Source organism: Streptomyces kurssanovii (assembly GCF_040677245.1).
Lineage (GTDB): Bacteria > Actinomycetota > Actinomycetes > Streptomycetales > Streptomycetaceae > Streptomyces > Streptomyces kurssanovii.
On record NZ_JBFAQK010000011.1, the window covers coordinates 107,540 to 132,634 of the forward strand.

Sequence of the window (25,095 nt, forward strand, 5' to 3'; positions counted from 1 at the left end):
GGGAGGGACGCGGGGCAGCACGGGGAAGGCGTCAGTTGCGCCAGGTGTCGTTCAGCGTGACCTTGCCGGAGGACGGGACGGTGGCGGTGCGGTTGGCGCCGCTCTCCCAGGTGACGTTGCCTGCTCCGTCCTTGCGGATGTACTTGTACTCGAAGGACGTGCCGGCGGCGAGGTTCACGTCCGCCTTCCAGACGGGGTAGGCCGACGGGTCGAGCTTGACCGCGCCGGCGGGGTTCCAGTTGCCGAGCGCCGGCTGGTTGCCGGTGACGTAGATGTTCTGGCCGACGACCGTGGTGGCGTTGACGGCGAAGGACGCGCCCGCGCTCACCGGTCCGGGATCGGTCGAGCCGCCGCCGCAGTCCCGCGCGCCGGCGTGCAGTGCGAGGGCGGTGCCCGCGCCGAGGGTGGCCGTGAACTGGCCGGAGCCGTTGACGGCGACGCCCTTGCCGCTCTGCACGTCGCAGTAGGTGCCGGACGGCAGGGAGGTCTGGAAGGTGCGGGTGAGCGCGGCGCCCTCCTGGTTGATGGCCACGTACGCCTTGTCGCCCCGCCCGAAGGCGATCTGGTCGGCGCCGTTGTCCCACCAGTTCGTGACGCCCTGGCCGCGGGCGGTGTTGCGGAAGCCGACCATCGAGGAGATCTCGCGCCAGGAGTGCTGGCACTTCCATCCGTCGCTGTAGCAGCTGCTCACCGCTCCGCCGTTCGGCGGGCCGGCGTCGTGATCGGTGAACTCGTAACCGGAGTGGACGTCGGGCGAACCGTACGGCCAGGCGAGCATGAAGACATGGGCCAGTGTGTAGTTGGCCCCGTCCTTGTAGGTGAGGGTGTCGCCGCCGCGCTCCGTGTCGTGGTTGGCGACGAAGACGGCGGACTTCCCGGACTCCATGAAGCCCCAGCCCTCGCCGAAGTTCTTCAGGTGGGCGAGGCTCCCGCTGGTGAAGACCTGCTTGAGGCCGCGTCCGTAGCGGAACTCCTGGACGTCGCCGCTGCCGAGGTACTCGCTCGGGGAGACGGCCTCGCCCGCGCCGTGGATGGCCTCGTGCTTCCAGTAGATGCCCGGGTTCGTGAGCTTGCCCTTGATGGCGGCCAGGTCGTCGGCCGGCATGTGCTTGGAGGCGTCGATGCGGAAGCCGTCGACGCCGAGCGACAGCAGGTCGTTGAGGTATCCGGCGATCCTGCCGCGGACGTACTCCTCGCCGGTGTCCAGGTCCGCCAGCCCGACGAGCTCGCAGTTCTGCACGTTCCCGCGGTCCTGGTAGTTGGTGATCTGCGAGGTGCAGTTGTCCATGTCGGGCGAGGAGTACAGGCCCGGGTAGTTGTACTTCGTGTACGCGGATCCGCCGGTCCCGGTGCCGGAACCGGCGGACATGTGGTTGATGACGGAGTCGGCCACGACCTTGACGCCGGCCGCGTGGCAGGTGTTCACCATGCTCTGGAAGGCGGCCCGGTCACCGAGACGTCCGGCGATGCGGTAGCTGACGGGCTGGTAAGAGGTCCACCACTGGCTGCCCTGGATGTGCTCCTGGGGCGGCGACACCTGCACGAATCCGTAGCCGGCGGGGCCGAGGGAGTCGGTACAGGCGCGGGCGACGGCGTCGAACTTCCACTCGAACATCACCGCGGTGACGTCCTTGTCGCCGGGTGGGGCGGCCTGGGCGGTGCTGGGGGCCGTGACGGCGACGGCGGCTCCTGCCACAACGGCGAGTGCCGCGGCCACGGTTCTGTTGGCCATGATTCCTCCTGGGGCTCACAGAAGGTGCGGATGCGAGGGGTCAGCCTCGTGCGGCAACGCGCCGTGCCCGCAAGGCCTTGGGGATTTCTTGCTGCAAGAAGTCTGAAACTCGTTGCGGACGAGACCGTAGGGCCCGCCCGGCCGCCGGTCAACCCTTCGGGCATACTCCGGTGACATGCTTGAAAACCCGCTGTTTCCTGGCCGCAAACTCTTTCGCAAGCCATTGCAACGGTGTTACGTTCAACCATGACTCCGGTCCGGCCCTTGAGTCGGGCCGTGGCGAGTCCGGGCAAGGGCTGTCGGCGGTCACCCCAGCGGGTGCCTTCCACCGGCCTTGCCCAGGCCGGGGGTTCCGGTGAGGACCGGGGCCCTGCACGCCCGGCCGGCCGGGGGTTCCGGTCAGTGCCGGGGCCCTACGCGCCCGGCCGGCCGGGCCGGTCACCGGCCGGCAGCCGGAGCGCTCAACAGGCCGTGGAGTCACGGGCGTCGGGCCACCCGCCCCGCTCACCGGCCGACACCCACAAGCTGGAGGCCCGGGGCCGCCGAAATACCCCGCCGCGCCCCGACCAGGGGCAGGCCCCGGGCCTCCCGAACAGCCGCACGGCGACGCGGCGTTCGCACGAGCGCCGGCGCCTCGGCCCGCCGTCCCCCGGGACGTGGGACCCGGCGCCGTGCCCTCACCGCCGACCTGTTCGTCCGACCGGCGCCGCCTCCGCGCCGCCCCGCACCACGAGTTGCTGCCGCGGCCGACCCCGGCACCAGGCCCGTCACCGACGCTCTCTGGGCCGACCGGCGCCGTTCAGCGCCACGCACCACGAGTTGCTGCCGCAGCCGCCCCCGCACCACGCCCGTCACCGACGCTCGCTCACCCGACCGGCGTCTGCCGGCGCCTGCGCGGCGCCGCCGTCAGCGCCGCGGCGCACCCGTCGAGCCGCGCACCACGAGTTCCGGCTGGAAGACGAACTCCGTGCGCTGCACGGGGTTTCCGTCGATCTCCTCGACCAGCGCGTCGACCGCCGCCGTCGCCATGGCCTGAACCGGCTGACGCACCGTCGTGAGCGGCGGGTCCGTGAAGGCGATGAGGGGCGAGTCGTCGAAGCCGACGACCGAGACGTCCCCGGGCACCTCGAGCCCCCGCGCCCGCACCGCCCTGACGGCGCCCAGCGCCATCAGGTCGCTGCCGCAGACGATGCCGGTGCACCCCTGGTCGAGCAGCAGACCGGCGGCCGCCTGGCCGCCCTCGACGGAGAACAGCGTGCGCTGGATGAACCCCTGCGCCTCGTCCTCGTTCAGCCCCAGCATCGCCTGGAGGGCCTCGGTGAAGCCCTCCGCCTTGCGCAGCGAGGGCACGTAGCGGGTGGGACCGATGGCCAGACCGATGCGCTCGTGGCCGAGTTCGACGAGGTGCCGCACGGCCATCCGTGCCGCGGACCGGTCGTCCGGCGAGACGAACGGCGCCTCCACGGCCTCGTTGTAGCCGTTGATCAGGACGAACGGGATGCCACGGCCCGCCAGTTTGAGATAGCGGGAAGGGTCCGCCGTCGTATCGGCGTGCAGCCCCGAGAGGAACACGATGCCCGTGACGCCGCGTTCCTCGAGCTGCTCGACCAGCTCGTCCTCCGTCGACCCGCCGGGCATCTGCGTGCACAGCACGGGTGTGTAGCCGTGCCCCGCCAGCACCTGTTCGATGACCTGCGCGAACGCCGGGAAGATGGGGTTCGTCAGCTCGGGGATGATCAGGCCGACGAGCCCGGCGCTGCGTTGCCGCAGGCGCACGGGCCGCTCGTAACCGAGCACGTCGAGGGCGGCCAGCACCTTGTGCCGGGTGGCGGCGGCGACGCCTGCCTTCCCGTTCAGCACCCGGCTGACCGTGGCTTCGCTGACCTGCGCCTGGAGGGCGAGGTCGGCGAGCCTCGGGGCGCCGTTTCCGTCGCCCCGAGGCAGCGGGATCGTCACACCGCCCACCAGACGGTGGTGTCGGCGGGCAGCTCCGCCATGTCGTCCACGATCATCACCGTCTCGTTGGCGAGCAGGGTGCGGCCGGGCACCGGGACGCGGACCGTCGCGCCGGTGGTGTTGGCGGTGCAGACGAAGCCGTCGCGGCGGAAGGCGAGCACACCCTCAGGGGACTCCAGCCACTCCACGGCCGCCCCGGCGCCGAGGCCCGGGTGCTCACGGCGCACCGCGAGCGCGCTGCGGTAGAGCTCGAGCGTGGAGCCGGGATCGCCGGTCTGCGCCTCGACGCTCAGGCCGCCCCAGGAGGCGGGCTGCGGCAGCCAGCTGCCGCCGTTGCCGAAGCCGTACGAGGAGCCTTCCACGGTCCACGGGATCGGCACCCGGCAGCCGTCGCGGAATCCGTCCTGGCCGGCAGCGCGGAAGAACGACGGGTCCTGGCGCACCTCGTCCGGGAGGTCGGTGACGTCGGGCAGGCCCAGCTCCTCGCCCTGGTAGATGTAGGCGGAGCCGGGCAGGGCCAGCATCAGCAGCGTCGCGGCGCGGGCCCGGCGCAGACCGAGCTCGCGGTCCCCGGCCGTGCGGAGCTGGGTGCCGAGGCCCGCCGGGTTGGCGAAGCGGGTGGCGTGCCGGGTGACGTCGTGGTTGGACAGCACCCAGGTGGCGGGGGCGTCGACGGGGCGCATCGCGGCGAGCGAGCTGTCGATGACGGCGCGCAGCTCGGCGGCGTCCCAGGGGGTGCCGAGGTACTGGAAGTTGAACGCCTGGTGGAGCTCGTCGGGGCGCACGTAGTTGGCGGTGCGCTCCACGGTCGGCGTCCACGCCTCCGCGACGGCGATGCGGTCGCCCGGGTACTCGTCGAGGATGGTGCGCCAACTGCGGTAGATCTCGTGCACACCGTCCTGGTCGAAGAACGGCATGACATCGTTTCCGAGCAGCTTGACCTGGTCGGTGCCGCCGAGGTCCGGCAGGCCCTCGGCCTTGACCAGGCCGTGGGCGACGTCGACGCGGAATCCGTCCACGCCCATGTCGAGCCAGAAGCGCAGGATCGAGCGGAACTCGTCGGCGACGGCCGGGTTGTCCCAGTTGAAGTCGGGCTGCTCCGGGGCGAAGAGGTGCAGGTACCACTCGCCGTCCTCGGTACGCGTCCAGGCCGGGCCGCCGAAGATGGACTCCCAGTCGTTGGGCGGGAGTTCGCCGTTCGCCCCCTTGCCGGGGCGGAAGTGGTAGCGGGCCCGCAGCGGGGACCCCGGTCCCTCGCGCAGCGCGCGCTTGAACCACTCGTGCTGGTCGGAGGAGTGGTTGGGGACGAGGTCCACGATGATGCGCAGACCCAGTTCGTGGGCGTCGCGGATCAGCGCGTCGGCGTCGAGGAGCGTGCCGAACATCGGGTCGATGGCACGGTAGTCGGCGACGTCGTAACCGGCGTCGGCCTGCGGGGACGCGTAGAAGGGGCTGAGCCAGACGGCGTCGACACCGAGGTCCTTCAGGTACGGCAGTCTGCTGCGCACGCCTTCGAGATCGCCCATGCCGTCGCCGTTCCCGTCGGCGAAGCTGCGCGGATAGACCTGGTAGATCACCGCGTCGCGCCACCAGCCCGTGTGCGTGCCGGACGTGGGGGCGGCGGGGGCAGCAAGGTGCTGGGTCATGTCATCCCTGGAGGTGATGGGGTGGGGTGCGACGCCGGCCCGGGGATCAGGCACGGACCGGCGTCGCCGCTTCATACGAGTGGTCAGCCCTTGACGGCACCGGCGGACATACCGGTCACCAGATGCCGCTGGGCGAAGAGGAACACGAGCGCGGCCGGGATGGCGATGAGCACGGAGGCCGCCGCCATCGGGCCCCACTGGGCGCCGTACTGGTTGACGAACTTCTGCAGACCGCCCGCGAGCGTCAGGTTCTCGTCGCCGACCATGAAGGCGGAGGCGTAGGCCACCTCGCCCCACGCGGTGATGAACGAGTAGAACGCGGTGACCGCGATGCCGGGCTTGGCGAGCGGCAGGATCAGCCGCCAGAACGTCCCGAACGGGGTGAGTCCGTCGACCTGGCCAGACTCGTCGATCTCCATCGGGATGGTGTCGAAGAAGCCCTTCATCATCCACGCGCAGAACGGGACGGCGATGGTCAGGTACGTGACGACCAGGCCCACCGGCTGGTTGAGCAGCCCCATCGTGGCCATGATGTTGTAGATCGGCACGATCAGGACCGCGACCGGGAACATCTGGGTGATGAGCAGGGTCCACATCAGTCCGCGCTTGCCGGGGAACCGGAAGCGGCTGACCGCGTAGCCGGTGGTCGCGGAGACGAAGACGCCGAGGACGGTGGTGAGGCCCGCGATCAGCAGCGAGTTGCCGAACCAGGTGAGGAATTCGGTGTTCTCGAGCAGGTCGGTGTAGTTCGCGAGGGTCGTTTCCTTCACGAAGTCCGTGGTGATCGCGTACTTCGCCGGCTTGAGGGACGTCAGGAAGACCCACAGCACCGGGAAGACGGCGATCACGGAGGCCACGACGAGGGTGGCGTGCAGACCGACGGAGGCCAGCGGCGAACGGCGGCCGCGTCGGGAGGTGTTCACGGCGGTGGTCACCAGACTTCTCCCTGCTTGCGGAGGACTCGCCGGTAGACCGCGGCGAAGAGCATCAACAGGACGAGGATCAGTACGCCCCACGTGGACGACTGGGCGAAGTCCCGCGGGCTGATCTCGAAGGCGAACTTGTACGCCTGGGTGACCAGGATCTGCGTCGCCTCGCCGGGCCCGCCCCGGGTGAGCAGGAAGATCACCGGGAACATGTTGAACGTCCAGATGGTGCTCAGCAGGATCACGGTGGTGCTCACGGAACGCAGTCCGGGCAGGGTGATGTTGCGGAACCGCTGCCAGGCGCTCGCGCCGTCCATCTCGGCGGCCTCGTACAGCTCGCCGGGGATGGACTGGAGGCCGCCGAGGAGGGCGACCATCATGAACGGCACACCGAGCCAGACGTTGACGGCGATCACCGAGAACTTGGCCCAGGTCGGGTCGTTCAGCCACGGCACGGCGTCGATGCCGCCGCCCGCGAGGATCTTGTTGAGAAGTCCGTTGTCCTGGTTGTAGAGGAAGCGCCAGGCGAAGACGGAGACGAAGCCGGGCACCGCCCAGGGCAGGATCAGCAGCATCCGGTAGAGGGAGCGGCCGGCGATCCTGCGGTTGAGCATGTTGGCGAGGCCGAGGCCGAGGACGAAGGTGACCGAGACGCAGGCCACCGTCCACACCAGCGTCCAGCCGAGCGTGCCGAGGAACTGGTCGCCGGTCAGGGCCTCCGTGTAGTTGTCCAGGCCCACGAACTCGTAGGTCGCGGGGATCTCGTTGACGCCGATACTCCGGGCGACGTTCCGCTCGTTCGCGTCCGTCAGCGACAGGTAGATGCCGCGGAACAGCGGGTAGCCGATGATCACGGCGATCACGACGGTCACCGGGGCGACCATCGCCCAGGCGTACCAGTGCGTGGAGAGGGAACGCTTGAGCTTCGTCTCGGGCTTGCCAGTACCGCGGCTCCGGCCGCGGGCGACATCGCCCGCGGCCTTCGCCATCGACTGGCTGCTGGTGTCCACAGCCATCAGCCGGCCAACCTTCCTGTTACTTCCAGTCCTTCAGGAGCTTGCGGTAGGCGTCGCCCGCCGCCTTCGCGCCCTTCTCGGGGGTGGTCTGGCCGGTGAGGACCTTGGTGTACTCGGTCACGAGGGGGGCGAAGAGGCTGCCGGTCTCGGGGATCCAGGGGCGCTCGACGGCCTTGTCGACGACCGGGCGGAAGAAGTTGACGATCTCGTTGCTGGCGACACCGGGCTGCGAGTAGACCGAGGTGCGGGTCGGGAGCAGGTTGAGCTCCTTGGCGACCTGGGCCTGCGTCTCGGCGGAGGTCATGTACTCGGTGAAGGCGTACGAGGCGTCCAGGTTCTTGGAGCCCGCGTAGACCGCGAGGTTGTGGCCGCCCTGCGGGGCGCCCTGACCGGCCGAGCCGGCGGGCACGGGGGCGACACCGAGGTTGGCCTTGTCGGTGAACTGCGGGCCTGCGTAGGTGTCGGCGACGGCCCACGGGCCGTTGATCATCATGGCGACCTTGCCTTCCTTGAAGGCGGTCTGCATGTTGTTCCAGCCGTCGGTGGCGTCGGTCTTCGCGGCACCGGAGGTGACCAGGTCCTTGACGACCTTCATCGCCTTGACGCCGGCCTCGTTGTCGACCGTGATGCTCTTGTTCTTCGCGTCGACCAGGTCGCCGCCCTCGCCGTAGAGGAAGGAGAGGAACCAGTAGGCGTCGTCGCCGCGCAGGTAGAGGCCGGTCTTGCCGGTCTTGTCCTTGATGGCGGCGGAGACGGTCTTCAGCTCGTCGATGGTCTTGGGGACCTCGACACCGGCCTCCTTGAAGATCTTCTTGTTGTAGAAGATGCCCATGGAGTCGATGACCTGCGGCGCGGCGTAGGTCTTGCCGTTGTACTTGGTGGAGGCCGCGGCCTGCTTGAGGAAGTCGTCCTCGTCCTTCAGCGCGGCGGTGCCGTCGAGCGGCGCGAGGTAGCCGAGGTCGGCGAACTCGGGGGTCCAGGCGACCTCGGAGCGGATGACGTCGGGGGCGCCGGAGCCGGACTGGGCGGCGTTCTTGAACTTGTTCTGCGCCTCACCGAACGGCACGTTGACGTACTTGACGGTGACCTTCGGGTGCTTCTTGGTGAAGCCCTCGGCGATCTTCTTGAAGACCTTGTCCTCGCTGCCGACCGTCGAGGTGTCCCACCAGGTGACCGTGCCGCTGAGCTCGCCCGAGCTCTTGTTACCGGTGTCGCCGCTGTCGTCCCCGCCGCACGCCGTCGCCGACACGGCCAGTGCCGAGACCAGAGCGATGGCCGCTATGCCACGCCGCATGTGAACTCCTTCAACTGATCCCGGAAGGGCGGAGGCGAAGAGCTGCCTCCCGCCGTCCGCTCCCTCGCGGTGCCGGGTTGCCAGGAACGTAACAGGGCTGAAAACCATCGGAAAGACCTTGCGGCAAATTTCTGCAAGGACGGGTGATCGTTACATCCGCGTGTCCGGAGAGTTGCCGAAGGATCGCTTGACACCCTCCCCGGGACCGGACCACGCCCAGGGTGCGGCCATGGGCGGGCCCCTCGCAAGCACTCCGCAAGGCTTTGCAGCGATGTGACGGGTTTCATGCCTCCGGGCGCCCCGCCGACGGCGCCGGCCGCGACATGAGGCGATGAACCTGCCGATTCCCGCACCTGGTGGGCAATCCGACGTACGCCCGGTACAGTCCACTCCCATGACCGCGCGGCTCGCCGACATCGCAGCCCAGGCGGGGGTCAGTGAAGCCACAGTCAGCCGCGTGCTCAACGGCAAGCCCGGCGTGGCCGCGGCCACCCGCGAATCCGTCCTTGCCGCCCTCGACGTACTCGGCTACGAACGTCCGGTACGGCTGCGGCAGCGCAGCGCGGGACTGGTCGGGCTGATAACCCCCGAGCTGGACAACCCGATCTTCCCCGCCCTCGCCCAGGTCATCGGCCAGGCCCTGACCCGCCAGGGATACACCCCGGTGCTCGCGACCCAGACCCCCGGTGGGTCCACGGAGGACGAGCTCACCGAGATGCTCGTGGACCGCGGCGTCTCCGGCATCATCTTCGTCTCCGGACTGCACGCCGACACCACGGCCGACATGCAGCGCTACGACCAGCTGCGGGCCAAGGGCGTCCCGTACGTCCTGGTCAACGGCTTCTCGCCGAAGGTGCAGGCCCCCTTCGTCTCCCCCGACGACCGGGCCGCGATGCACCTCGCCGTGACCCACCTGGCCTCGCTCGGGCACACCCGGATCGGCCTCGCGCTCGGCCCCAGGCGGTTCGTGCCGGTGCTGCGCAAGATCGAGGGCTTCCAGCTCGCCATGGAGGAGCGGCTCGGGCTGTCGCCCGAGGAGTCGCAGGAGCTGATCCAGCACTCCCTCTACACCCTCGAGGGCGGCCAGGCCGCCGCGGCCGCGCTGATCGCCAAGGGCTGCACCGCGATCGCCTGCGCCAGCGACATGATGGCGCTCGGCGCCATCAGGGCGGCGCGGCAGCAGGGGCTCCACGTGCCGAGGGACATCTCGGTGGTCGGTTTCGACGACTCGCCGCTCATAGCGTTCACCGACCCGCCGCTGACCACCATCCGCCAGCCCGTCCAGGCGATGGGGCAGGCGTCGGTGCGCGCACTCCTGGAGGAGATAGGGGGCACACCCGCCCCGCACAGTGAGTTCGTGTTCATGCCGGAGCTGGTGGTCCGCGGTTCGACCGCCTCCGCGGCCAAGCGGACCCCGGACCGGGACGGAGCCGGCGCGTGAGCGGTCCCTCCTACGACGTCCTGGTCGTCGGCGGCACCGGCGTGGACACGATCGTCCGCGTCGACGCTCTGGAAGTACCGCCGGGCGACTCCCTGTTCGTTCCCCCGGTGCGCGACTACGTGGGCCACACCGGCAACGGGGTGGCGCTGGGCTGGCGGGCACTGGGGCTCGCCACCAAGTTCATCGACTTCCTGGGCGACGACGTCCAGGGCCGGACGGTGCTCGCCGCGTACGAGGAGCACGGCCTCGACTTCAGCCATGTCGTCTCCCCGCACGGCACACCCCGCGGCATCAACCTGGTCGACCCGCAGGGCCGCCGCTTCTCCTTCTACGACGGCCGCCACCCCGCCGACCTGCGGCTCCCGCGCGCCTTCTACCTGCCCTACCTGGAGCGCGCCCGGCACGTCCATCTGTCCATCGTCGGCCACAACCGCGACATGTACGAGGACATCCACCGGCTCGGGATCACCAGCTCCACCGACCTGCACGACTGGGACGGCCGCAATCCGCACCACCGCGACTACGCCCTCGCCTCCGACTACGTCTTCCTGAGCGCCGCCGCGCTGCACGACAGGCTCGGAACGGTGATGCGGGACATCGTCGACGAGGGCCGCGCGCGGATCGTCGTGGCGACCGACGGCGCACAGGGCTGCCATCTGCTGGTGCGCGGGGAGGACGAGGTCCGCCACTTCCCCGCCGTACGCCCGGAACGGCCCGTCGTCGACAGCAACGGGGCCGGGGACGCGTTCGTCACCGCGTTCCTGCACACGCTGTTCGAGGGCGGTGACGTGGAGCGGTGCGTGCTCGCCGGTTCCGTCTCCGGGGCCTTCGCCTGCGGCTCGGCCGGCACGCACACCGAGTTCATCGGCCTGCCCGAACTGCGCGCCGCGTGCGCGAGAGCGGCGTTCCCCGACTGAACGGGCCGGCCCTGAACGGCCGCGCCGCCGGAGACATGCGCCGGGGCCCGCAGGGCGCCCCACGCGCCCCACAGGCCCCGGCTCCCCTGCGTGTCAGCTCTTGACCGCCCCCGAGGTGATGCCGCCGACGATGTGCTTGCCCAGGAGGGCGAAGACCAGCAGCAGCGGCACGGTGGCGATGAACGCGCCGGTCAGCACGATCGCGTGGTTGACGGTGTGGTTGCCGGAGCCGAGCCCGGCGAGGGCCACCTGGAGGGTGGGAGCGCCGTCCGGCGTGAGGGCGATGAACGGCCAGAAGAAGTCGTTCCACGCCTGCACGAAGATCAGCATGCCGAGGACGGCCATCGCCGGCCGGGCGATGGGGAAGACGACGTGCCAGATGATGCGCAGGCTGTGCGCGCCGTCCATCCTGGCCGCCTCGATGAGCTCCACGGGCAGCGCCTCGAGCAGGTACTGCCGCATGAAGAACACGCCGAAGGCGGCGACCAGGCTGGGCAGGATCACCGACTGCAGCTGGTTGACCCAGCCGAACTCGGTGATCAGCTGGTAGAGCGGGATGACGCTGAGCTGCGGCGGCACCGTCATCGTCGCCACCACGATCGCCAGGAGCACGTTGCGCCCCTTGAACCGCAGCTTGGCGAAGGCGAACCCGGCGAGCGTCGCGAACAGCACCGTGCTCGTCGCGACCGCGCCGGCGACGATCGTCGTGTTGATCAGCGCCTCCCCCATGTCCACCTGGTTCCAGGCGATGGAGAGGTTGTTGAACAGCTCCCGGCCCGGCAGCAGCGGGCTCGGGGCCTGCACGACGCGCTCGCCGGTGTGGGAGGCGGCGACCAGGTTCCAGTACAGCGGGAAGAGGGAGACGACCGCGGCGAACACCAGCAGCGCGTACGTCAGCGGACCACCGTGGTGCTGACGGCCGGCCTTCTGGCCGAGCCGCCGCCTGCGGCCCCCGGTCGTGGCGGACGCGGCGGGCGCCGCGGTCCTGTTCAGCACATGGCTCATGAGCGTGCCGCTCCGTTCTTCTTCTGCGCGTTCGACCGGCTGAGCAGGCGCTGCACGAGTCCGATGGCCAGCAGCAGGAGCAGCATCACCCAGGCGATGGCGGAGGCCTGGCCGAGCGCGCCGGTGACCCAGCCCTTCTCGTACATCAGCAGACTCAGCGTCTGGTACTGGTTGCCGCTGCCGCCGCCGATGCCGAGGCTGCCGCCGAAGATCAGCGGCTCGCCGAACAGCTGGGTGGCGCCGATGGTGGAGACGACGATGGTGAACAGGATCGTCGGCTTGATCGAGGGGATCGTGATGCTGATGAACTGCCGGAAGCGGGACGCCCCGTCGAGTGCGGCCGCCTCGTAGAGGTCGTTCGGCACGGCCTGCATCGCGGCCAGGTAGATGAGGGCGTTGTAGCCGGTCCAGCGCCAGGTGACGATCGTGGAGATGGCGATCTGGGCCGGCCACTTCTCCGTCTCCCAGTTGACCGGGTCGATGCCCACGTAACCGAGCAGCTGGTTGATCATCCCGTAGTCGGTGTTGAACAGCTGGGCGAAGACGAGCGCGGCGGCCGCGATCGAGGTGGCGTACGGGGCGAGGATCGCCACGCGGTAGAAACCGCGGCCGCGGATGCGGTAGTTGAGCAGATGCGCCAGGCCGAGCGCCATCAGCAGCTGCGGCACGGTGGAGATCACACCGATGGTGAAGGTGTTCGCCAGGGCGTTCCAGAAGAAGTCGCTCTCCACGAGCCTGGAGTAGTTGTCCAGGCCCCGCCATTCGGCCTCGCCGCCCAGCTCGACCTTCTGGAGCGACAGCCAGCCGGTGTAGAGGAGCGGGAAGAGACCGAAGGCGGCGAAGACGAGGAAGAACGGCGCGACGTAGACGTAAGGGGTCGCCTTGAGGTCGAGGCGGTACAGGCGGCTGCGCCAGCCGGACGGGTCCCGGTGCTTAGGGGCCCTGGGCGCGCCGGAGGGGGCGTCGATCACAGCGGCGCCCTTGTCGGGCTGGAGGGAGGTGGCCATCAGGCGCCCTTTCCCTGGTGAGTGGTGACGGAACGGCGGATGGCTTCGACGGCACCCGCGAAGGGGCCGCCGGCTGCCGCGCGGGGCAGCCGGCGGAAGGCGGCGACTACTGGTCGATCTTGTCGTCGACCAGCTTCTTCACGTTGTTCCAGGCCTTCTCGGGCGAGGTGCCACGCGTCTCGATGTCGAGGATTCCGTTGTCCGTCAGGAAGGTCTTCACCTGTCCGTCCCAGCGGCCGATCGGGGCGGGGTTGATCTGCTGGGCGGCCTCGGAGTAGATCTTGCCGACCGGTACGCCGGGGAAGTACTCCGGCTGGGCGTTCTGCACGGCCTCGGACTTCAGGCCGTCGGTGGTCGAGGGGATGTTGCCGTTCACGGCGAAGACCTTGGCCTGCTGCTCGGGCGCGGTCAGCCAGGCGGCGAGCTTCGCGGCCTCGGCGGTGTGCTTGCCCGCCTTGGGCACGGCGAGGAAGGAACCGCCCCAGTTCGCCGGGACGGGCGCCTGGGCGATGTCCCACTTGCCCTTGTTGGCGGGGCCGGCCTGGTCCTTGATGATGCCGGTCATCCAGGAAGGACAGGCGACGGTGGCGAACTTGGAGTTCTTGAAGGCCGCGTTCCAGGTGCCCTTCTCGTCGAACTGCCGCAGCTTGGCGGTGAGTCCGCCCTGTGCGGCCTTGACGGCGGTGTCCCAGGCCTTCATCACGCCGAGGCTGCTCTCCCAGCGCAGCTTGCCGTCCTCACCGGAGTACTGGTCCGGCTGGCTGGAGACGACGGCGTTGAACAGTCCGCTCGCCGAGTCGTGGAACGCGGTGCCCGCCGGCGCCTTGGCCTTGTACTTCTCGCCCTGCTCGAGGAACTTGGCCCAGTCGCCCGCCCACAGCTTGCCGACCTCTTCACGGTCGGTGGGCAGCCCCGCCTGCTGGAAGAGATCCTTGCGGTAGCAGATGCCCATCGGGCCGATGTCCGTGCCCAGCGCGATGGTCGCGCCGTTCGGGGCGGTGGCCTGCTTGACCTTCCAGTCGAGGAACTTCGAGGTGTCGACACCCTCGGCCTTGCCCAGGTCGACGAACTTCCCGGCCATCGCCTCGCCGGTGGCCTCCGCGATGTAACCGACCTCGATGGCCTGGATGTCGGCGAGTCCGCTGCCCTGCGAGAGCCGCAGCTTCATCGCGTCCCAGTACTTCTGGCCGTCGGCGACGTTCGTCTCTTCGATCTTGATGCCGGGGTTCAGCTTCTCGTACTCGGCGTAGAGCTTGGCGCCGGTCTTGTTGTCGAACCCGAACGATCCGAAGGTGCCCACCCGGAGGGTGATCGTCCCGCCGCCCGCGCCGTCGTCGCCCTCGTCGCCCCCGGAGCCGCCGCATCCGGTCACGAGAAGGCCGAGGGACAGCAGGCCCGCGGTGGTGAGGGTGACTGCGCGGCGTCTGCGCGGGACGTCACCGGAAGTTATGCGCATTCGAGGCTCCTACGACTGTTTTCGGCTGGTGGCGGGCCCAGAGCGACAGAGTGGGGCTGACGACGAACAGGACCGGTCACAAGAGGGGAAGTGAGGAAGCTGTGCAAGGGCAGGCCGGAGTGGGCCGGCGGGCAAGTGGGAGCGCTCCCACTACTGCTTGGTTCGAAAGCTTCGCGGCGGCGACACCCTCTGTCAAGGTCGGGCAGCAGAGCTTTATTGCTCCGAGATGTCCCCGGCGTGAGAATCTCCCCCTTTCAGCGCGGCCAAAGACTCCCAAGCGCCGCAAAAGGGCCGCCCTGCACGACCATCGCCCGCAGTCCGGCCGCCCACCTCCGGCGCTCCTCGACAAGCCGGAGCGGATGGATCAATAATGGGAGCGCTCCCGAACTCTCTGTCACCATGGTCTCCAGGGAGAATCGACGGATACCGCACCATCCCCTCCGGAGGTCACGCATGGCAGCACGGGGCCGTTTCGGCCAGCCCACACTCGAGCAGGTCGCCGCCCTGGCCGGCGTCGGGCGGGGCACCGTCTCCCGAGTGATCAACAAGTCGCCCGGTGTCCGCGACTCGACCCGGCACGCCGTGGAGCAGGCCATCGCCGAGCTGGGATACATCCCCAATCACGCCGCCCGCGCCCTCGCCGGCAGCCGCACCGACGCCGTGGCCCTGGTCATCCCGGAGACCGAGAAGCGGTTCTTCACCGAGCCCTACTTCTCCGAGATCATCCACGGCGTCGGGATGGGCCTCGCGGACACGGAGCTCCAGCTGCTGCTGACCCTGGTGCGCACGGAGCGTGAACGCGCCCGCTTCCTCCAGTACGCGAAGGCCCGCAGGATCGACGGCGTACTGCTCGTCTCCGTGCACCGCGACGATCCCCTGCCGGACCTGCTCTCCGAGATGGACATGCCGACCGTCCTGGGCGGCCGCCGCAGCAGTGACGAAACGGTCTCCTACGTCGACTCCGACAACGCCGGAGGGGCCCGGATCGCCGTCCGCCACCTGGCCTCCACCGGCCGCCGCAAGATCGTCACCATCACCGGCCGCGCGGACATGTACGTGGCGCAGTGCCGGCTGCGCGGCTACGAGGAGGCCGTCCGCGGAGCGTGCGAGGACTTCGACCCGTCCTGGGTGGCAGCGGGCGACTTCACCGAGGAGAGCGGCCGCCACGCCATGGCGGAGCTGCTGCGGCTCCACCCGGACCTCGACGCCGTGTTCGCCGCCTCCGACGTGATGGCCGCCGGCGCCCTGCACACGCTGCGCGCCGCGGGGCGCAGGGTGCCCGACGACGTGGCCGTCATCGGCTTCGACGACTCCCCGCTCGCCCAGCACACCGACCCGCAGCTGACCACCGTCCGGCAGCCGGTCGAGGAGATGGGCCGCACCATGGTCGGCGTTCTCCTCGACCAGATGGCCGCCCCCGGCGCGGCCTGGCGGAACGTGGTGGTGCGTACCGAGCTGGTGCGCCGGGACACGGCCTGACCGGCCGACCCGCCGGCAGGGCGTGTCGACGCTTCTTGCGGGCGGGGCCCGTGCCGGTCAGCGGCCGTGGACCTGGAACTCGTGGACCTGGAACTCGTGGGCCTGGAACTCGTGGCGCGAGACGCCGCACGGGGTGGCCCGGGTCCGGACCAGCAGCCTGACGCGGCGCCCCTGTCCCGCGACGGCCGGCCGCTGTGCGCCGCCCGCCGACGAGGTCGTCGCGTGCAGCTCCCTGGAGGTGCCGGAGCCGGGGTCGTCGGATACCTGCACCGTGAACGATCCGGCGTACGCCGCCTCCGGCACCTCCCGCGCCGGAACGGCTGAGGCGTCGTGGTCGCGCGTGCGGCGCACCGGGCATCGTGCGGGCCTCCTGGGCGGGGACGGAAGCGAACGCGTGCGGGTGGTTCAGGTGGCTCCTTCGTGACACAGGAGCGGGAGCGCTCCCAACAAAAGCCCCTCGCCGGCCGAGTCAGGGCGACCGGAGGCGCGTGAGCGGGAGCGCTCCCACACGAGCGCCGCAGCCCTCGCCCGAAACCCGGACCTTCACGGCCGGACGCGAAAAGAGGGCCGGCACCACCTAAGCGGCGCCGCGGACCAATGAAGCGGCTTCCGGGGCCCGTGTCAATGACCGCGGCAGAACCCCGCACTCTTGACAACCCGCTCCCGCTGACCGAATCTCATGGGAGCGCTCCCATTCCGGCTGACATCAGCTCTGGTCTTCCGCCTGCCCCGCCGCAGAGCTGCCGGTCGCCGGAGCGGGAGCGCTCTTCAGCAGCTCCACCCAGTTCGTGCCGGTGGCCGCGGGCGCCCCGCGGCCACCGGCGATCGACCGATCAGAGGATGACGATGACCGCAGAGAACGATCCGGTTCCCGCAGGGCTGACGCCCCCGCCGGCCGCATCGGCCTTCCCACCGGGATTCCTGTGGGGAGTGGCCACGTCCGCGTACCAGATCGAAGGCGCGGTGGGCCAGGACGGCCGTGGAGCGTCGATCTGGGACACGTTCTCCCGCACGCCGGGCAAGGTGGCGAACGGCCACAACGGCGACGTGGCCGCCGACCACTACGCGCGCTACGAGCAGGACGTCGCCCTGATGTCCGAACTGGGCATGGGTGGTTACCGGTTCTCCGTGGCCTGGCCGCGCATCCAGCCGGACGGGCGCGGCCCGGCCGACGCCCGGGGCCTGGACTTCTACAGCAGGCTGGTCGACTCCCTGCTGGAGAAGAACATCCGGCCGGCCCTCACGCTCTACCACTGGGACCTCCCCCAGGCACTCGAGGACGAGGGCGGCTGGCGGAACCGCGACACGGCCTTCCGCTTCGCCGAGTACGCGCAACTGGTGAGCGAGGCGCTCGGCGACCGCGTGAAGCTCTGGGGCACGCTCAACGAGCCGTGGTGCGCGGCGTTCCTCGGCTACGGCAACGGCATCCACGCGCCCGGCGCGGTCGACCCGGCCGGCTCCCTGATCGCCGCCCACCACCTGCTGCTCGGCCACGGCCTCGCGGTCCCCGCGGTGCGCGCCGCGGCACCCGACGCCGAGGTCGGGATCACGCTCAACTTCTATCCCGTGGACGCCGATACGCAGAGCAGCGCCGACCTGGACGCCGCGCACCGCATCGACCTGCTCCAGAACCGCCTGTTCCTCGACCCGGTGGTGGAGGGCGCGTACCCGGCGGACGTGCGGGAGCACTTCGAGCGGGTGTGCGGCACCGGCCACATCGAGCCGGAGGACGAGAAGATCATCGGGGCGCCGGTCGACTTCCTCGGCGTCAACTACTACACGTCCTACCGGGTCGCCGGCGGCGGCGAGCCGTCCGGCCCGTCCCCCTGGCCCGGCGCGGAGGACGTGCGCTTCCTCGACCGCGGTCTGCCGAGGACCGGTATCGGCTGGGAGATCGACTCGGACGGCCTGCGCCGCCAGCTGGTCCGGATCAGCCAGGACCATCCCGGCCTGCCCATGTACATCACCGAGAACGGCGCGGCGTTCGACGACACCGTCGACGCCGACGGCGGGATCGACGACGCGGACCGGATCGCCTACATCGACGGCCACCTGCGGGCGGTGCACCAGGCCATCGGGGAAGGGGCCGACGTCCGGGGCTACTTCCTGTGGTCGCTGCTCGACAACTTCGAGTGGGCCGAGGGCTACGGGATGCGGTTCGGCATCGTGCGGGTGGACTTCGAGACGCAGCAGCGCACTCCGAAGAAGAGCGCCCTCTGGTACGGGAACGTCGCCGTCGCAGGCGGCCTCCCCCACTGACCGCCGTTCCCGTGCCGCGGCACGGGAACGGCCCGCCACACCACGGCCCGCGACACCCGGGCCGGCGACACCGCGGCCCCTCGACACCACGGCCGCAGCACCACGGCACGGCACCCACGACGAGGCCGCTCCCGCATGAGGGGGCGGGAGCGGTCCTCATGGTCGCCGGGACCGGTACGGCACGGGTCCCCGCCTCAGGGCCTGCGCCAGGAGTCGTCCTGGAGGTGCGATCCGGCCATGGGGCCCATCCGCAGCATCCCGCCGTCGACCGACCACGACGCTCCGGTGACGTAACCCGCGTCCCGGCCCGCGAGGAAGGCGATGACCGCCGCGACCTCCCGGGCGTCGCCGGGGCGGCGCAGCGGGATGCCCGGCCGCTCCGCGGCCCGGACGTCCGCGTCCTCCTGGCCGGTCATGGGAGTGGCGATCTCTCCGGGCGCGACCGAGTTGACGGTGATGCCGTGTTCGGCGAGTTCGAGAGCCATCACCTGGGTGAGCAGCCCGAGACCGCCCTTGGCCGCGCAGTAGGGGGCGGCGCCGACCCTCGGCTGGTGCTCGTGGACCGAGGTGACGTTGACGATCCTGCCCCCGTCCCCCTGGTCGATCATCCGGCGGGCGGCCCGCTGACCGCACAGGAACGGCCCGACGAGGTCCACGTCGACGACCTGGCGGACCGTGTCCAGGTCCAGGTCGAGAAACGGTGTGGCGGTGCCGGTGCCGGCGTTGTTGACGAGCACGTCCACCCGGCCCAGTTCACCGGCGAGCCGGTCGATCACATCGGCGGCGCCGGGCAGGACCGTGAGGTCCATCCGGGCGACGGCGGCACGCCGGCCGTGGCCGCGTACCTCCTCGGCCGTCGCCTCCGCCCCCTCCTGGTCGGTGTGGAACGTGATCCCGACGTCCATGCCCGCCGCGGCCAGCCGCACCGCGGTGGCCCGCCCGATGCCCGAGTCGGCGCCGGTGATGACGGCGACCCGCCGGGCGTCCGGCGAAGAGGAGGCCGGTGCTCCTGGGGTCACGGCCATGAGGGCTCCTTGCGCGGCACGACGACCAGCTCGGAGACCGCGCTCGTGTCCGGCACGGACAGGGCGTACAGGACGGTGTCGGCGACGATGTCGGGGCTCTGGAGCATGGTCAGGTCGGCGTCCGGGAAGCGGTCGAGGATGAACGGGGTCGCCATGCCGCCGGCGATGATGCCGGTGACGCCGATCCCGGGACAGTCGCGCTGCGCCTCCTGGAACAGGGTGTGGGTGAAGGCGCGCAGCCCGGACTTGCCCGCCGCGTACGGTCCCGCCTCCGTCCAGGTGCGGTTGGCGGCGGTGGAGAGGATGTTGACGATGTGACCGCCGCCACGCGCCACCATGCGGCGGTAGGTCTCGAGGCAGAGGAACATCGGGCCGAGCAGGTTGGTGCTGATCACCCGGCTCACCTCCTCGGCCGTCAGGTGCTCGATCGGCTTGCAGACGTCGACGGCCGCGTTGTTGACGAGGAGGTCGACCCGGCCACCGTCCTCGTCCAGCTCGCGGAACACGTCCGCGACCGCGGCGGAGTCCCGTACGTCCAGCGCCACGAACTCCGCCTTGCCGCCCTGCCGGGCCAGGTCCTCGCACAGATCCTCCGCAAGGTCCCTGCGTACGTCCGCGACCAGGACGCTCGCCCCCGCGCCGGCCAGTCGGCGGCTGATCGCCGCGCCGAGGCCTCTCGCGCCGCCCGTCACCAGGGCCTGCCTGCCTTGAAGGTCGACCTGCACTCCGCTGCTCAATGCTCTGCCTTCCGTCCGCGCCCGTTCGGATGCCGCTCGGCGTGCGGCTGACGCGGCATCGGCTCCGGTGGGTACCCCGCCGCACCGCATCCACTCCACTGTGACCCGCGCAACTGTGACCGGCACTCGCACGACGGCCCGCGCGGCCCTTCACAAGGGCCTGTGAGCAAGCACACCAGAAGTGCCCGATCCCAATGCCCCCAAGGGTTATGGCCGGTCGCGGACACCGTCGGCGAGGGCGCTGGAACCGCTTCTCGAGAGCCGTCTGCCACGATGGTCTGCGCCCTGCCAGGGAGCGCCTTCGCCGTCAACGGACGGGCGGGAGGACCGTCTTCCGTGGTGGGGCGCCGTCAAGATCCGGTGGAGCGACCGCGCAGTGCAGCCGGTGTTCCGAGCTTCCGCCGCATTCCGCCACATGGGTCCCTCGGGGACTCGTCACCCGAGTGTTCACGGTGCCTTCTTCTTCCTCCCCTTCCTCCGCCCTGTCCGCCTCCCCGGCGCCTTCCGGCCGCCTCGCGCAGCGCCTGCTGGGCGACCGTTCGCCGTGGCGCTGCCTCAAGTACCCCAGCATGCGCTGGTGGTCCGTCGCGAACTTCGTGTCGAACGCCGGTACGTGGATGCAGCTCACCGTGCAGAACCTGCTGGTGCTGCAGATCACGGGGTCGGCCGCCGCGACCGGACTCTCGATGTCCGTGCAGGCCGCGCCCGGGCTGCTGATGAGCCTCGCCGGCGGCGCCGCCGTCGACCGCTGGCCCCGCAAGCTGACCGCGGCGGTGAGCCAGGCGCTGCTCGGCGCCGTGGCGTTCACGACGGCGTTCCTCGTGGCGATGGACCAGCTGAACCTGGGTGTCCTGATGGCGCTCGCCGCTGTCACGGGCGTCATCGCCACCGTCGACGGCCCGGCGTGCGCGCTGCTCGGCAACGACCTCGTCAGGACGGAGGACGTCCCCTCGGCGATCGGCGTCGGCTCGCTGGTGCACAACGCGGGCCGGCTGGCGGGCGCGGCACTCGCCGGTGTGACCGTCGGCTTCCTCGGCACGGCGGCCGCCTATGCGGCCAACGGGGTCTCCTTCCTGTTCGTGACCGCCGTCATACCGTTCCTGCGCCCCGTGGCCGGAGCGGTCCGCGCCCGATCGGAGCGCCCGGCCGAGAAGGCCGCCGCCACGGAGGATCCGGGCGAGGACATGAGCATGCGCGAGGGCCTGAGGTACTTCATGCGCAGGCCGCGGCTGGTCGCGCTCGCCGGTATCACCGGGCTGAGCGCCGTCTTCGGACGGAACTACCAGCTCACGCTCGCCGTGCTCGTGGTCGGGCCGCTGGCCGGCGGCGCCGGGGCCTTCGGCACCGTGTCCACCGTGCTCGCCGTCGGCGGCATCCTGGGCGCCGTGCTCGGAGCCCGGCTGCGCAAGCCGTCCGTGCGGCTGGTGGGCGCCCTCGCGGCGGCCGGCGGCGTCCTGCAGATCGTCGCGGGTCTCTCGCCGTCGCTCGCGATACTGCTGGTCATCGTGCTGCCGATGGCCCTCGTGGAGTCGGTCTCCGACACCGCGGGCACCACCGTGCTCCAGACCGATCCGCCGCCGCACATGCGGGGCCGGGTGCTGGGCGTCTGGGGCAGTGTCCGTACGCTCTGGGGCCTCGCGGGTCCCCCGGCGCTCGGGCTGCTGATGGAGCTGGCCGGTGCGCGCGGCGCCCTGGTGACCGGCGGACTGCTGATCGCGGGTGCGATCGGCGCGGGCTACGTGCTCAGGGAACGCCGGGTCACCGCGAAGCCGGTGGTCGTACGGACCGGGGAGCCGGTGCTGACCGGTCAGCCCGGTCTGAGCACGGCCGCCTGATCCGCCCGCGGCCCCGCCCCGGGCAGCGGCAGGCCGCGTACGGCGTCGAGCACCTCCTCGACGGTGATGCGCAGCAGCCGCTCGTCGGGCCGGTCGCCGTGGGCGTCGCCGGGGCGCGGCGGGTCGTCGGCGTCCGGGTGCCAGAGCACCCGGTGGCGCGGCCGGGCGGGCGGGCCCCACAGCCGGGGCGCCACCGGGCCGAAGAGAGTGACGGACGGTGTGCCGAGGGCCGCCGCCAGATGGGCGAGCCCGGTGTCCCCCACCACGACGCAGCGTGCCTCCGCGACCAGTGCCATGAGCACGTCGAACGGGACGTCGCCGCCCGCACCGCCGAGCACGGCCCCCTCGGGCAGCCCGGCCAGGCCTGCCACCGAGGCGGCCAGCCGGGCCTCCGCCGCCCCGGCCGTCACCACGACACGGTGCCCGGCACGGTGCAGCTCACGTGCCACGGCGGCGAACCGCTCCATGGGCCAGCGGCGGGCCGCGGCGTCGGCGCCCGGATGCACGACCACGGCTCCCGGCGCGGGCGAGCGGGTGGCGGGCGGCGGCACGGACAGGTCCTCGGGGTCGGCCGGCAGGCCGTGTCCCTCGAGCAGCCGGCACCAGCGCTCCCGCTCGTGCTCGTCGTCCCGCCACACCGGGCCGCCCGCCCGCCCGTACGCGTAGAGGTCGCGAGGGCCCAGCCCGGCGAGCAGGCCGCGGCTGGCCGGGCCGTTCCCGTGCAGGTCCACGGCGATGTCCGGCGGGGGGCCGTCCCAGTCCAGCTCCGCCGGTACGGCCCTGCCGGGCGCGGACGCGGGCAGCAGCCGGTCGACGAGCCCCGTCGCCGCGGCGGCCGTCGCCAGCCGGGCGGGCGCGGCCAGCACGATGTCGTGTCCGGGCAGCCCGCGCCGCAGGGCCCGCAGGGCGGGTACGGCGGCCAGCAGATCGCCGAGGCCGAGTGCCCGCAGCACCAGGACGCGGGGACGCGGGCTCGTCGGAGTGCTGGGGCTCTCGCCGGTGCGGCTGCTCATCTCGTCTCCTTCGGCACCCCGGGGCGTGCGGCTGATCACGTGCGCAGGTCTCGTCTCCCTCGGCACCCCGGGCCGTTGCGGCAGACGAAGTGCGCAGGACCGGTTCTCCTTCGGCGCCGGGCCGTGCGGCTGCTCAACTCGTCCCCCCTACGGCCCCGCGCCGTACGGCGGACGAGGGCGCAGGCCGGGCCGGCGCGGTGCCGTTCGTGGTCGATCAGCGTGGCGGCGTGCGGACCGGCTTCGCCGACTCGGCCGCGCGGTGGGCGAGCAGCGTGGTGGAGCGGCCGTCGAGGTAGGGCAGGACGACCGCCTGCCCGCCCCAGGCGCGCACCACGTCGGCCTCCGGCAGGTCCTCCACGGAGTAGTCGCCGCCCTTGACCCACACATCGGGCCGCAGCCTGCTGAGCAGTGCGATCGGCGTGTCCTCCTCGAAGACGGCGACGGCGTCGACGCTGCCCAGGCCGGCGAGCACCCGCACCCGGTCCTCCACCGGGTTGAGCGGGCGCCCCGGGCCCTTGCGGCGCGTGATCGACGCGTCGGAGTTGACGCACACGATCAGGCAGTCGCCGATGCGCCGGGCGCTCTCCAGCAGCCCCACGTGTCCGGCGTGCAGCAGGTCGAAGCAGCCGCCGGTGGCGACCACGGTGCCGCCGCGCGCGCGGACGCTGTCCACGAGCGCGAACGGGTCCGTCGGCGCCGTCGGCGGGGTCCGGCCTGCGAACGCCGTCCGCCACAGCTTCGGATTGCCGGCGCCGCCGGCCGCCACGAAGGCCGCCGCGCGGGCCACGCCGCGCTGCACCGCCTCCTCCGGGAGCGCGCCGTCCGCCAGGGCGGTGGCGGTGGCCGCGGCGAAGCAGTCCCCCGCGCCGCAGGGGTCGCCGTCGGCCCGGTAGGGGGCGGGGACGAGCATGGGGGTGCCACCGCCCGGCCGGGTCAGCAGGACGCCGCGTTCGCCCAGGGTGACGGCGACGGTCGCCGCCGTCCAGCGGTCCGCCAGCCGCGAGCCGCGTTCGGCGAAGTCGCGCAGCGAGGGCTCCTCGTCGGCGGGAGAGCCGGTGAGGGAGCGGACCTCGGCGGCGTTCGGGGTGACGATCCGGGCACCGGGGACCGGGGCGGCGCCACGGGGGTGCGGGTCCCAGACCAGCTGGGTGCGGTGGGCGGTCTCCGCCAGCTGCTCGCGGACGGCGTCGGCGGTGTGCCTGCCGTAGTCGGCGACGAGCACGGCGTCGGCCTGTGCCAGCGCCTCGCCCACCGAACCGTCGGGGCTGCCGGGTGTGCCGCCGCCGCGGTCGATGCGTACGAGGGGCCGTCCGCCCGCCAGCACACGGGTCTTGACCGGCAGGGTTCCGCTCAGCGGCAGTTCGACCAGCCGGACGCGGCCCGTCAGCGCCCGGCGTACCGCCTCGCTCGCCGGGTCGTCGCCGAGTGCGGTGACCAGGACCACCTCGCGGCCGTCCTGGGCGGCCAGGGCGGCGGCGAGACCGGCCCCGCCGGGCCTTCGGTGCTTCCCGCGCACGTCGACGACGGGGGCGGGCGCGTCCGGCGCCAGGCGCTCGGCGACGCCTTCGATGTCCTCGTCGAGGAGCACGTCCCCGACGACCACCAGTGGCCCCCTGCCGGTCATGACAACCTCCGGCGGGCGGCGGCGGCCTGGGTGGCGGCCGCGCCCGGCGCGTGCCGCAGGGTCTTCGCGGGCGGCACCGGCGCGGCCGTCGCCTCGTCGAAGGACTCGCACAGCAGGTGTACGGCGACGAGGTGAGCCTCCTGCACGGTGGCGGCGGAGTCGGTGTCGATGCACAGGGCGTCGTCGGCGAGGTCCGCCAGCGGATTGGGCCGGGGGCCGGTCATGGCCCACACCAGCAGTCCGGCGGCCCGTCCGGTCTCCGCCGCGCCGGTCAGGTTGGCGCTGCGGCCCGAGGTGGACAGCAGCAGCAGGACGTCGCCGGGGCGGCCGTGCGCGGCGACCTGTCGGGCGTAGACGTGCTCGAAGCCGTAGTCGTTGCCGATCGCCGTGATGCTGGAGGTCTCCGCGTGCAGGGCGATCGCGGAGTGGGCGGGGCGTTCGTCGCGGTAGCGGCCGACCAGTTCGGCGGTCAGATGCTGGGCCTGGGCGGCGCTGCCGCCGTTGCCGGCGGCCAGCAGTCGGCCACCGACGGGCAGGACTGCGGCGAGGTGGTGGCCCCATCGGGCGACCTGGTCGATGCCCTCCCGGCGGAACCGGCCGAGGGCGTCCTGGAGCGACCGGCAGTGCCGGTGCGCGGCCTCCGTGGCAAGTGGTTCGCTCATGCTGGCCGGGTCGTGCGCGCGTCCCTGGGGACGGCGGCCGTACCCGCACCTCCTTCGGGCGTCGG

The 25,095-nt window shown here is 71.6% G+C and carries 20 protein-coding genes; 5 read left to right on the forward strand and 15 right to left on the reverse strand.

Annotation, left to right across the window (positions count from 1 at the left end; genetic code table 11):
• Positions 1-31 precede the first annotated feature (31 nt).
• The 6 genes from AB0K36_RS11465 to AB0K36_RS11490 form a co-directional block, all read right to left on the reverse strand.
• Complete coding sequence (locus tag AB0K36_RS11465) at positions 32-1,732, reverse strand: carbohydrate-binding module family 20 domain-containing protein (RefSeq protein ID WP_364591621.1); 1,701 nt, start codon at positions 1,730-1,732, stop codon at positions 32-34.
• A gap of 906 nt (positions 1,733-2,638) precedes the next feature.
• Complete coding sequence (locus tag AB0K36_RS11470) at positions 2,639-3,697, reverse strand: LacI family DNA-binding transcriptional regulator (protein WP_364591624.1); 1,059 nt, start codon at positions 3,695-3,697, stop codon at positions 2,639-2,641.
• The gene (locus AB0K36_RS11475) at positions 3,685-5,334 is read right to left on the reverse strand and encodes a glycoside hydrolase family 13 protein (protein ID WP_364591627.1); all 1,650 of its coding nucleotides are present in this window, start codon (positions 5,332-5,334) and stop codon (positions 3,685-3,687) included. The genes AB0K36_RS11470 and AB0K36_RS11475 overlap by 13 nt, the downstream gene beginning before the upstream one ends.
• Before the next feature lie 83 nt (positions 5,335-5,417).
• Positions 5,418-6,269, reverse strand: a complete 852-nt coding sequence (locus tag AB0K36_RS11480) for a sugar ABC transporter permease (RefSeq protein ID WP_435877839.1) — start codon at positions 6,267-6,269, stop codon at positions 5,418-5,420.
• A complete protein-coding gene (locus AB0K36_RS11485; protein WP_364591630.1) occupies positions 6,266-7,276 on the reverse strand; it encodes a carbohydrate ABC transporter permease in 1,011 nt (336 codons plus the stop codon). Before AB0K36_RS11485 ends, AB0K36_RS11480 begins: the two co-directional genes overlap by 4 nt.
• 19 nt (positions 7,277-7,295) lie before the next feature.
• On the reverse strand, positions 7,296-8,570 hold the full coding sequence (locus AB0K36_RS11490) for an extracellular solute-binding protein (RefSeq protein ID WP_364591633.1): 1,275 nt from the start codon (positions 8,568-8,570) through the stop codon (positions 7,296-7,298).
• A 394-nt stretch (positions 8,571-8,964) separates the two neighbouring features.
• On the opposite strand from AB0K36_RS11490, the gene AB0K36_RS11495 reads away from it, so the two are divergent.
• Entirely contained in the window at positions 8,965-10,011 is a 1,047-nt protein-coding gene (locus AB0K36_RS11495) for a LacI family DNA-binding transcriptional regulator (RefSeq protein WP_364591636.1), read from the forward strand.
• Positions 10,008-10,928 (forward strand): carbohydrate kinase family protein, encoded by a 921-nt coding sequence (locus tag AB0K36_RS11500; RefSeq protein ID WP_364591639.1) that lies wholly within the window; start codon positions 10,008-10,010, stop codon positions 10,926-10,928. Before AB0K36_RS11495 ends, AB0K36_RS11500 begins: the two co-directional genes overlap by 4 nt.
• Before the next feature lie 93 nt (positions 10,929-11,021).
• On the opposite strand, the gene AB0K36_RS11505 is transcribed toward AB0K36_RS11500, so the two are convergent.
• The 3 genes from AB0K36_RS11505 to AB0K36_RS11515 all read right to left on the reverse strand — a co-directional run bounded on the left by AB0K36_RS11505 (position 11,022) and on the right by AB0K36_RS11515 (position 14,396).
• Entirely contained in the window at positions 11,022-11,933 is a 912-nt protein-coding gene (locus AB0K36_RS11505) for a carbohydrate ABC transporter permease (protein WP_189471791.1), read from the reverse strand.
• Entirely contained in the window at positions 11,930-12,940 is a 1,011-nt protein-coding gene (locus AB0K36_RS11510; protein ID WP_364591642.1) for a carbohydrate ABC transporter permease, read from the reverse strand. Before AB0K36_RS11510 ends, AB0K36_RS11505 begins: the two co-directional genes overlap by 4 nt.
• Positions 12,941-13,046: 106 nt before the next feature.
• On the reverse strand, positions 13,047-14,396 hold the full coding sequence (locus AB0K36_RS11515; protein WP_364591645.1) for an ABC transporter substrate-binding protein: 1,350 nt from the start codon (positions 14,394-14,396) through the stop codon (positions 13,047-13,049).
• Positions 14,397-14,849: 453 nt separating this feature from the next.
• Between AB0K36_RS11515 and AB0K36_RS11520 the strand changes: the two genes are divergently transcribed.
• Positions 14,850-15,875, forward strand: a complete 1,026-nt coding sequence (locus tag AB0K36_RS11520; RefSeq protein ID WP_364591648.1) for a LacI family DNA-binding transcriptional regulator — start codon at positions 14,850-14,852, stop codon at positions 15,873-15,875.
• A 57-nt stretch (positions 15,876-15,932) separates the two neighbouring features.
• Here AB0K36_RS11520 and AB0K36_RS11525 read toward each other — a convergent pair whose 3' ends face one another.
• On the reverse strand, positions 15,933-16,226 hold the full coding sequence (locus AB0K36_RS11525; protein ID WP_364591651.1) for a hypothetical protein: 294 nt from the start codon (positions 16,224-16,226) through the stop codon (positions 15,933-15,935).
• A 495-nt stretch (positions 16,227-16,721) separates the two neighbouring features.
• On the opposite strand from AB0K36_RS11525, the gene AB0K36_RS11530 reads away from it, so the two are divergent.
• Entirely contained in the window at positions 16,722-18,134 is a 1,413-nt protein-coding gene (locus tag AB0K36_RS11530; protein WP_364591654.1) for a GH1 family beta-glucosidase, read from the forward strand.
• A gap of 194 nt (positions 18,135-18,328) precedes the next feature.
• Here the strand turns inward: AB0K36_RS11530 and AB0K36_RS11535 are convergent, their stop codons facing one another.
• On the reverse strand, positions 18,329-19,159 hold the full coding sequence (locus AB0K36_RS11535) for an SDR family oxidoreductase (protein WP_364591657.1): 831 nt from the start codon (positions 19,157-19,159) through the stop codon (positions 18,329-18,331).
• Positions 19,150-19,896, reverse strand: a complete 747-nt coding sequence (locus tag AB0K36_RS11540) for an SDR family oxidoreductase (protein ID WP_364591660.1) — start codon at positions 19,894-19,896, stop codon at positions 19,150-19,152. The genes AB0K36_RS11535 and AB0K36_RS11540 overlap by 10 nt, the downstream gene beginning before the upstream one ends.
• 569 nt (positions 19,897-20,465) lie before the next feature.
• On the opposite strand from AB0K36_RS11540, the gene AB0K36_RS11545 reads away from it, so the two are divergent.
• Positions 20,466-21,731 carry an MFS transporter gene (locus AB0K36_RS11545; RefSeq protein WP_229835204.1) on the forward strand — a complete coding sequence of 422 codons (1,266 nt, stop codon included), beginning with the start codon at positions 20,466-20,468 and terminating at the stop codon, positions 21,729-21,731.
• On the opposite strand, the gene AB0K36_RS11550 is transcribed toward AB0K36_RS11545, so the two are convergent.
• From AB0K36_RS11550 to AB0K36_RS11560, 3 genes are all read right to left on the reverse strand, one after another.
• Positions 21,704-22,744, reverse strand: coding sequence for a glycosyltransferase family 9 protein (locus AB0K36_RS11550; protein WP_364591663.1), 1,041 nt, complete (start codon positions 22,742-22,744; stop codon positions 21,704-21,706). The two genes, AB0K36_RS11545 and AB0K36_RS11550, sit on opposite strands and share 28 nt — an antisense overlap.
• Positions 22,745-22,958: 214 nt before the next feature.
• The gene (rfaE2, locus tag AB0K36_RS11555; RefSeq protein WP_364591665.1) at positions 22,959-24,368 is read right to left on the reverse strand and encodes a D-glycero-beta-D-manno-heptose 1-phosphate adenylyltransferase; all 1,410 of its coding nucleotides are present in this window, start codon (positions 24,366-24,368) and stop codon (positions 22,959-22,961) included.
• Entirely contained in the window at positions 24,365-25,030 is a 666-nt protein-coding gene (locus tag AB0K36_RS11560; protein ID WP_189471814.1) for a D-sedoheptulose-7-phosphate isomerase, read from the reverse strand. The genes rfaE2 and AB0K36_RS11560 overlap by 4 nt, the downstream gene beginning before the upstream one ends.
• Positions 25,031-25,095 lie beyond the last annotated feature (65 nt).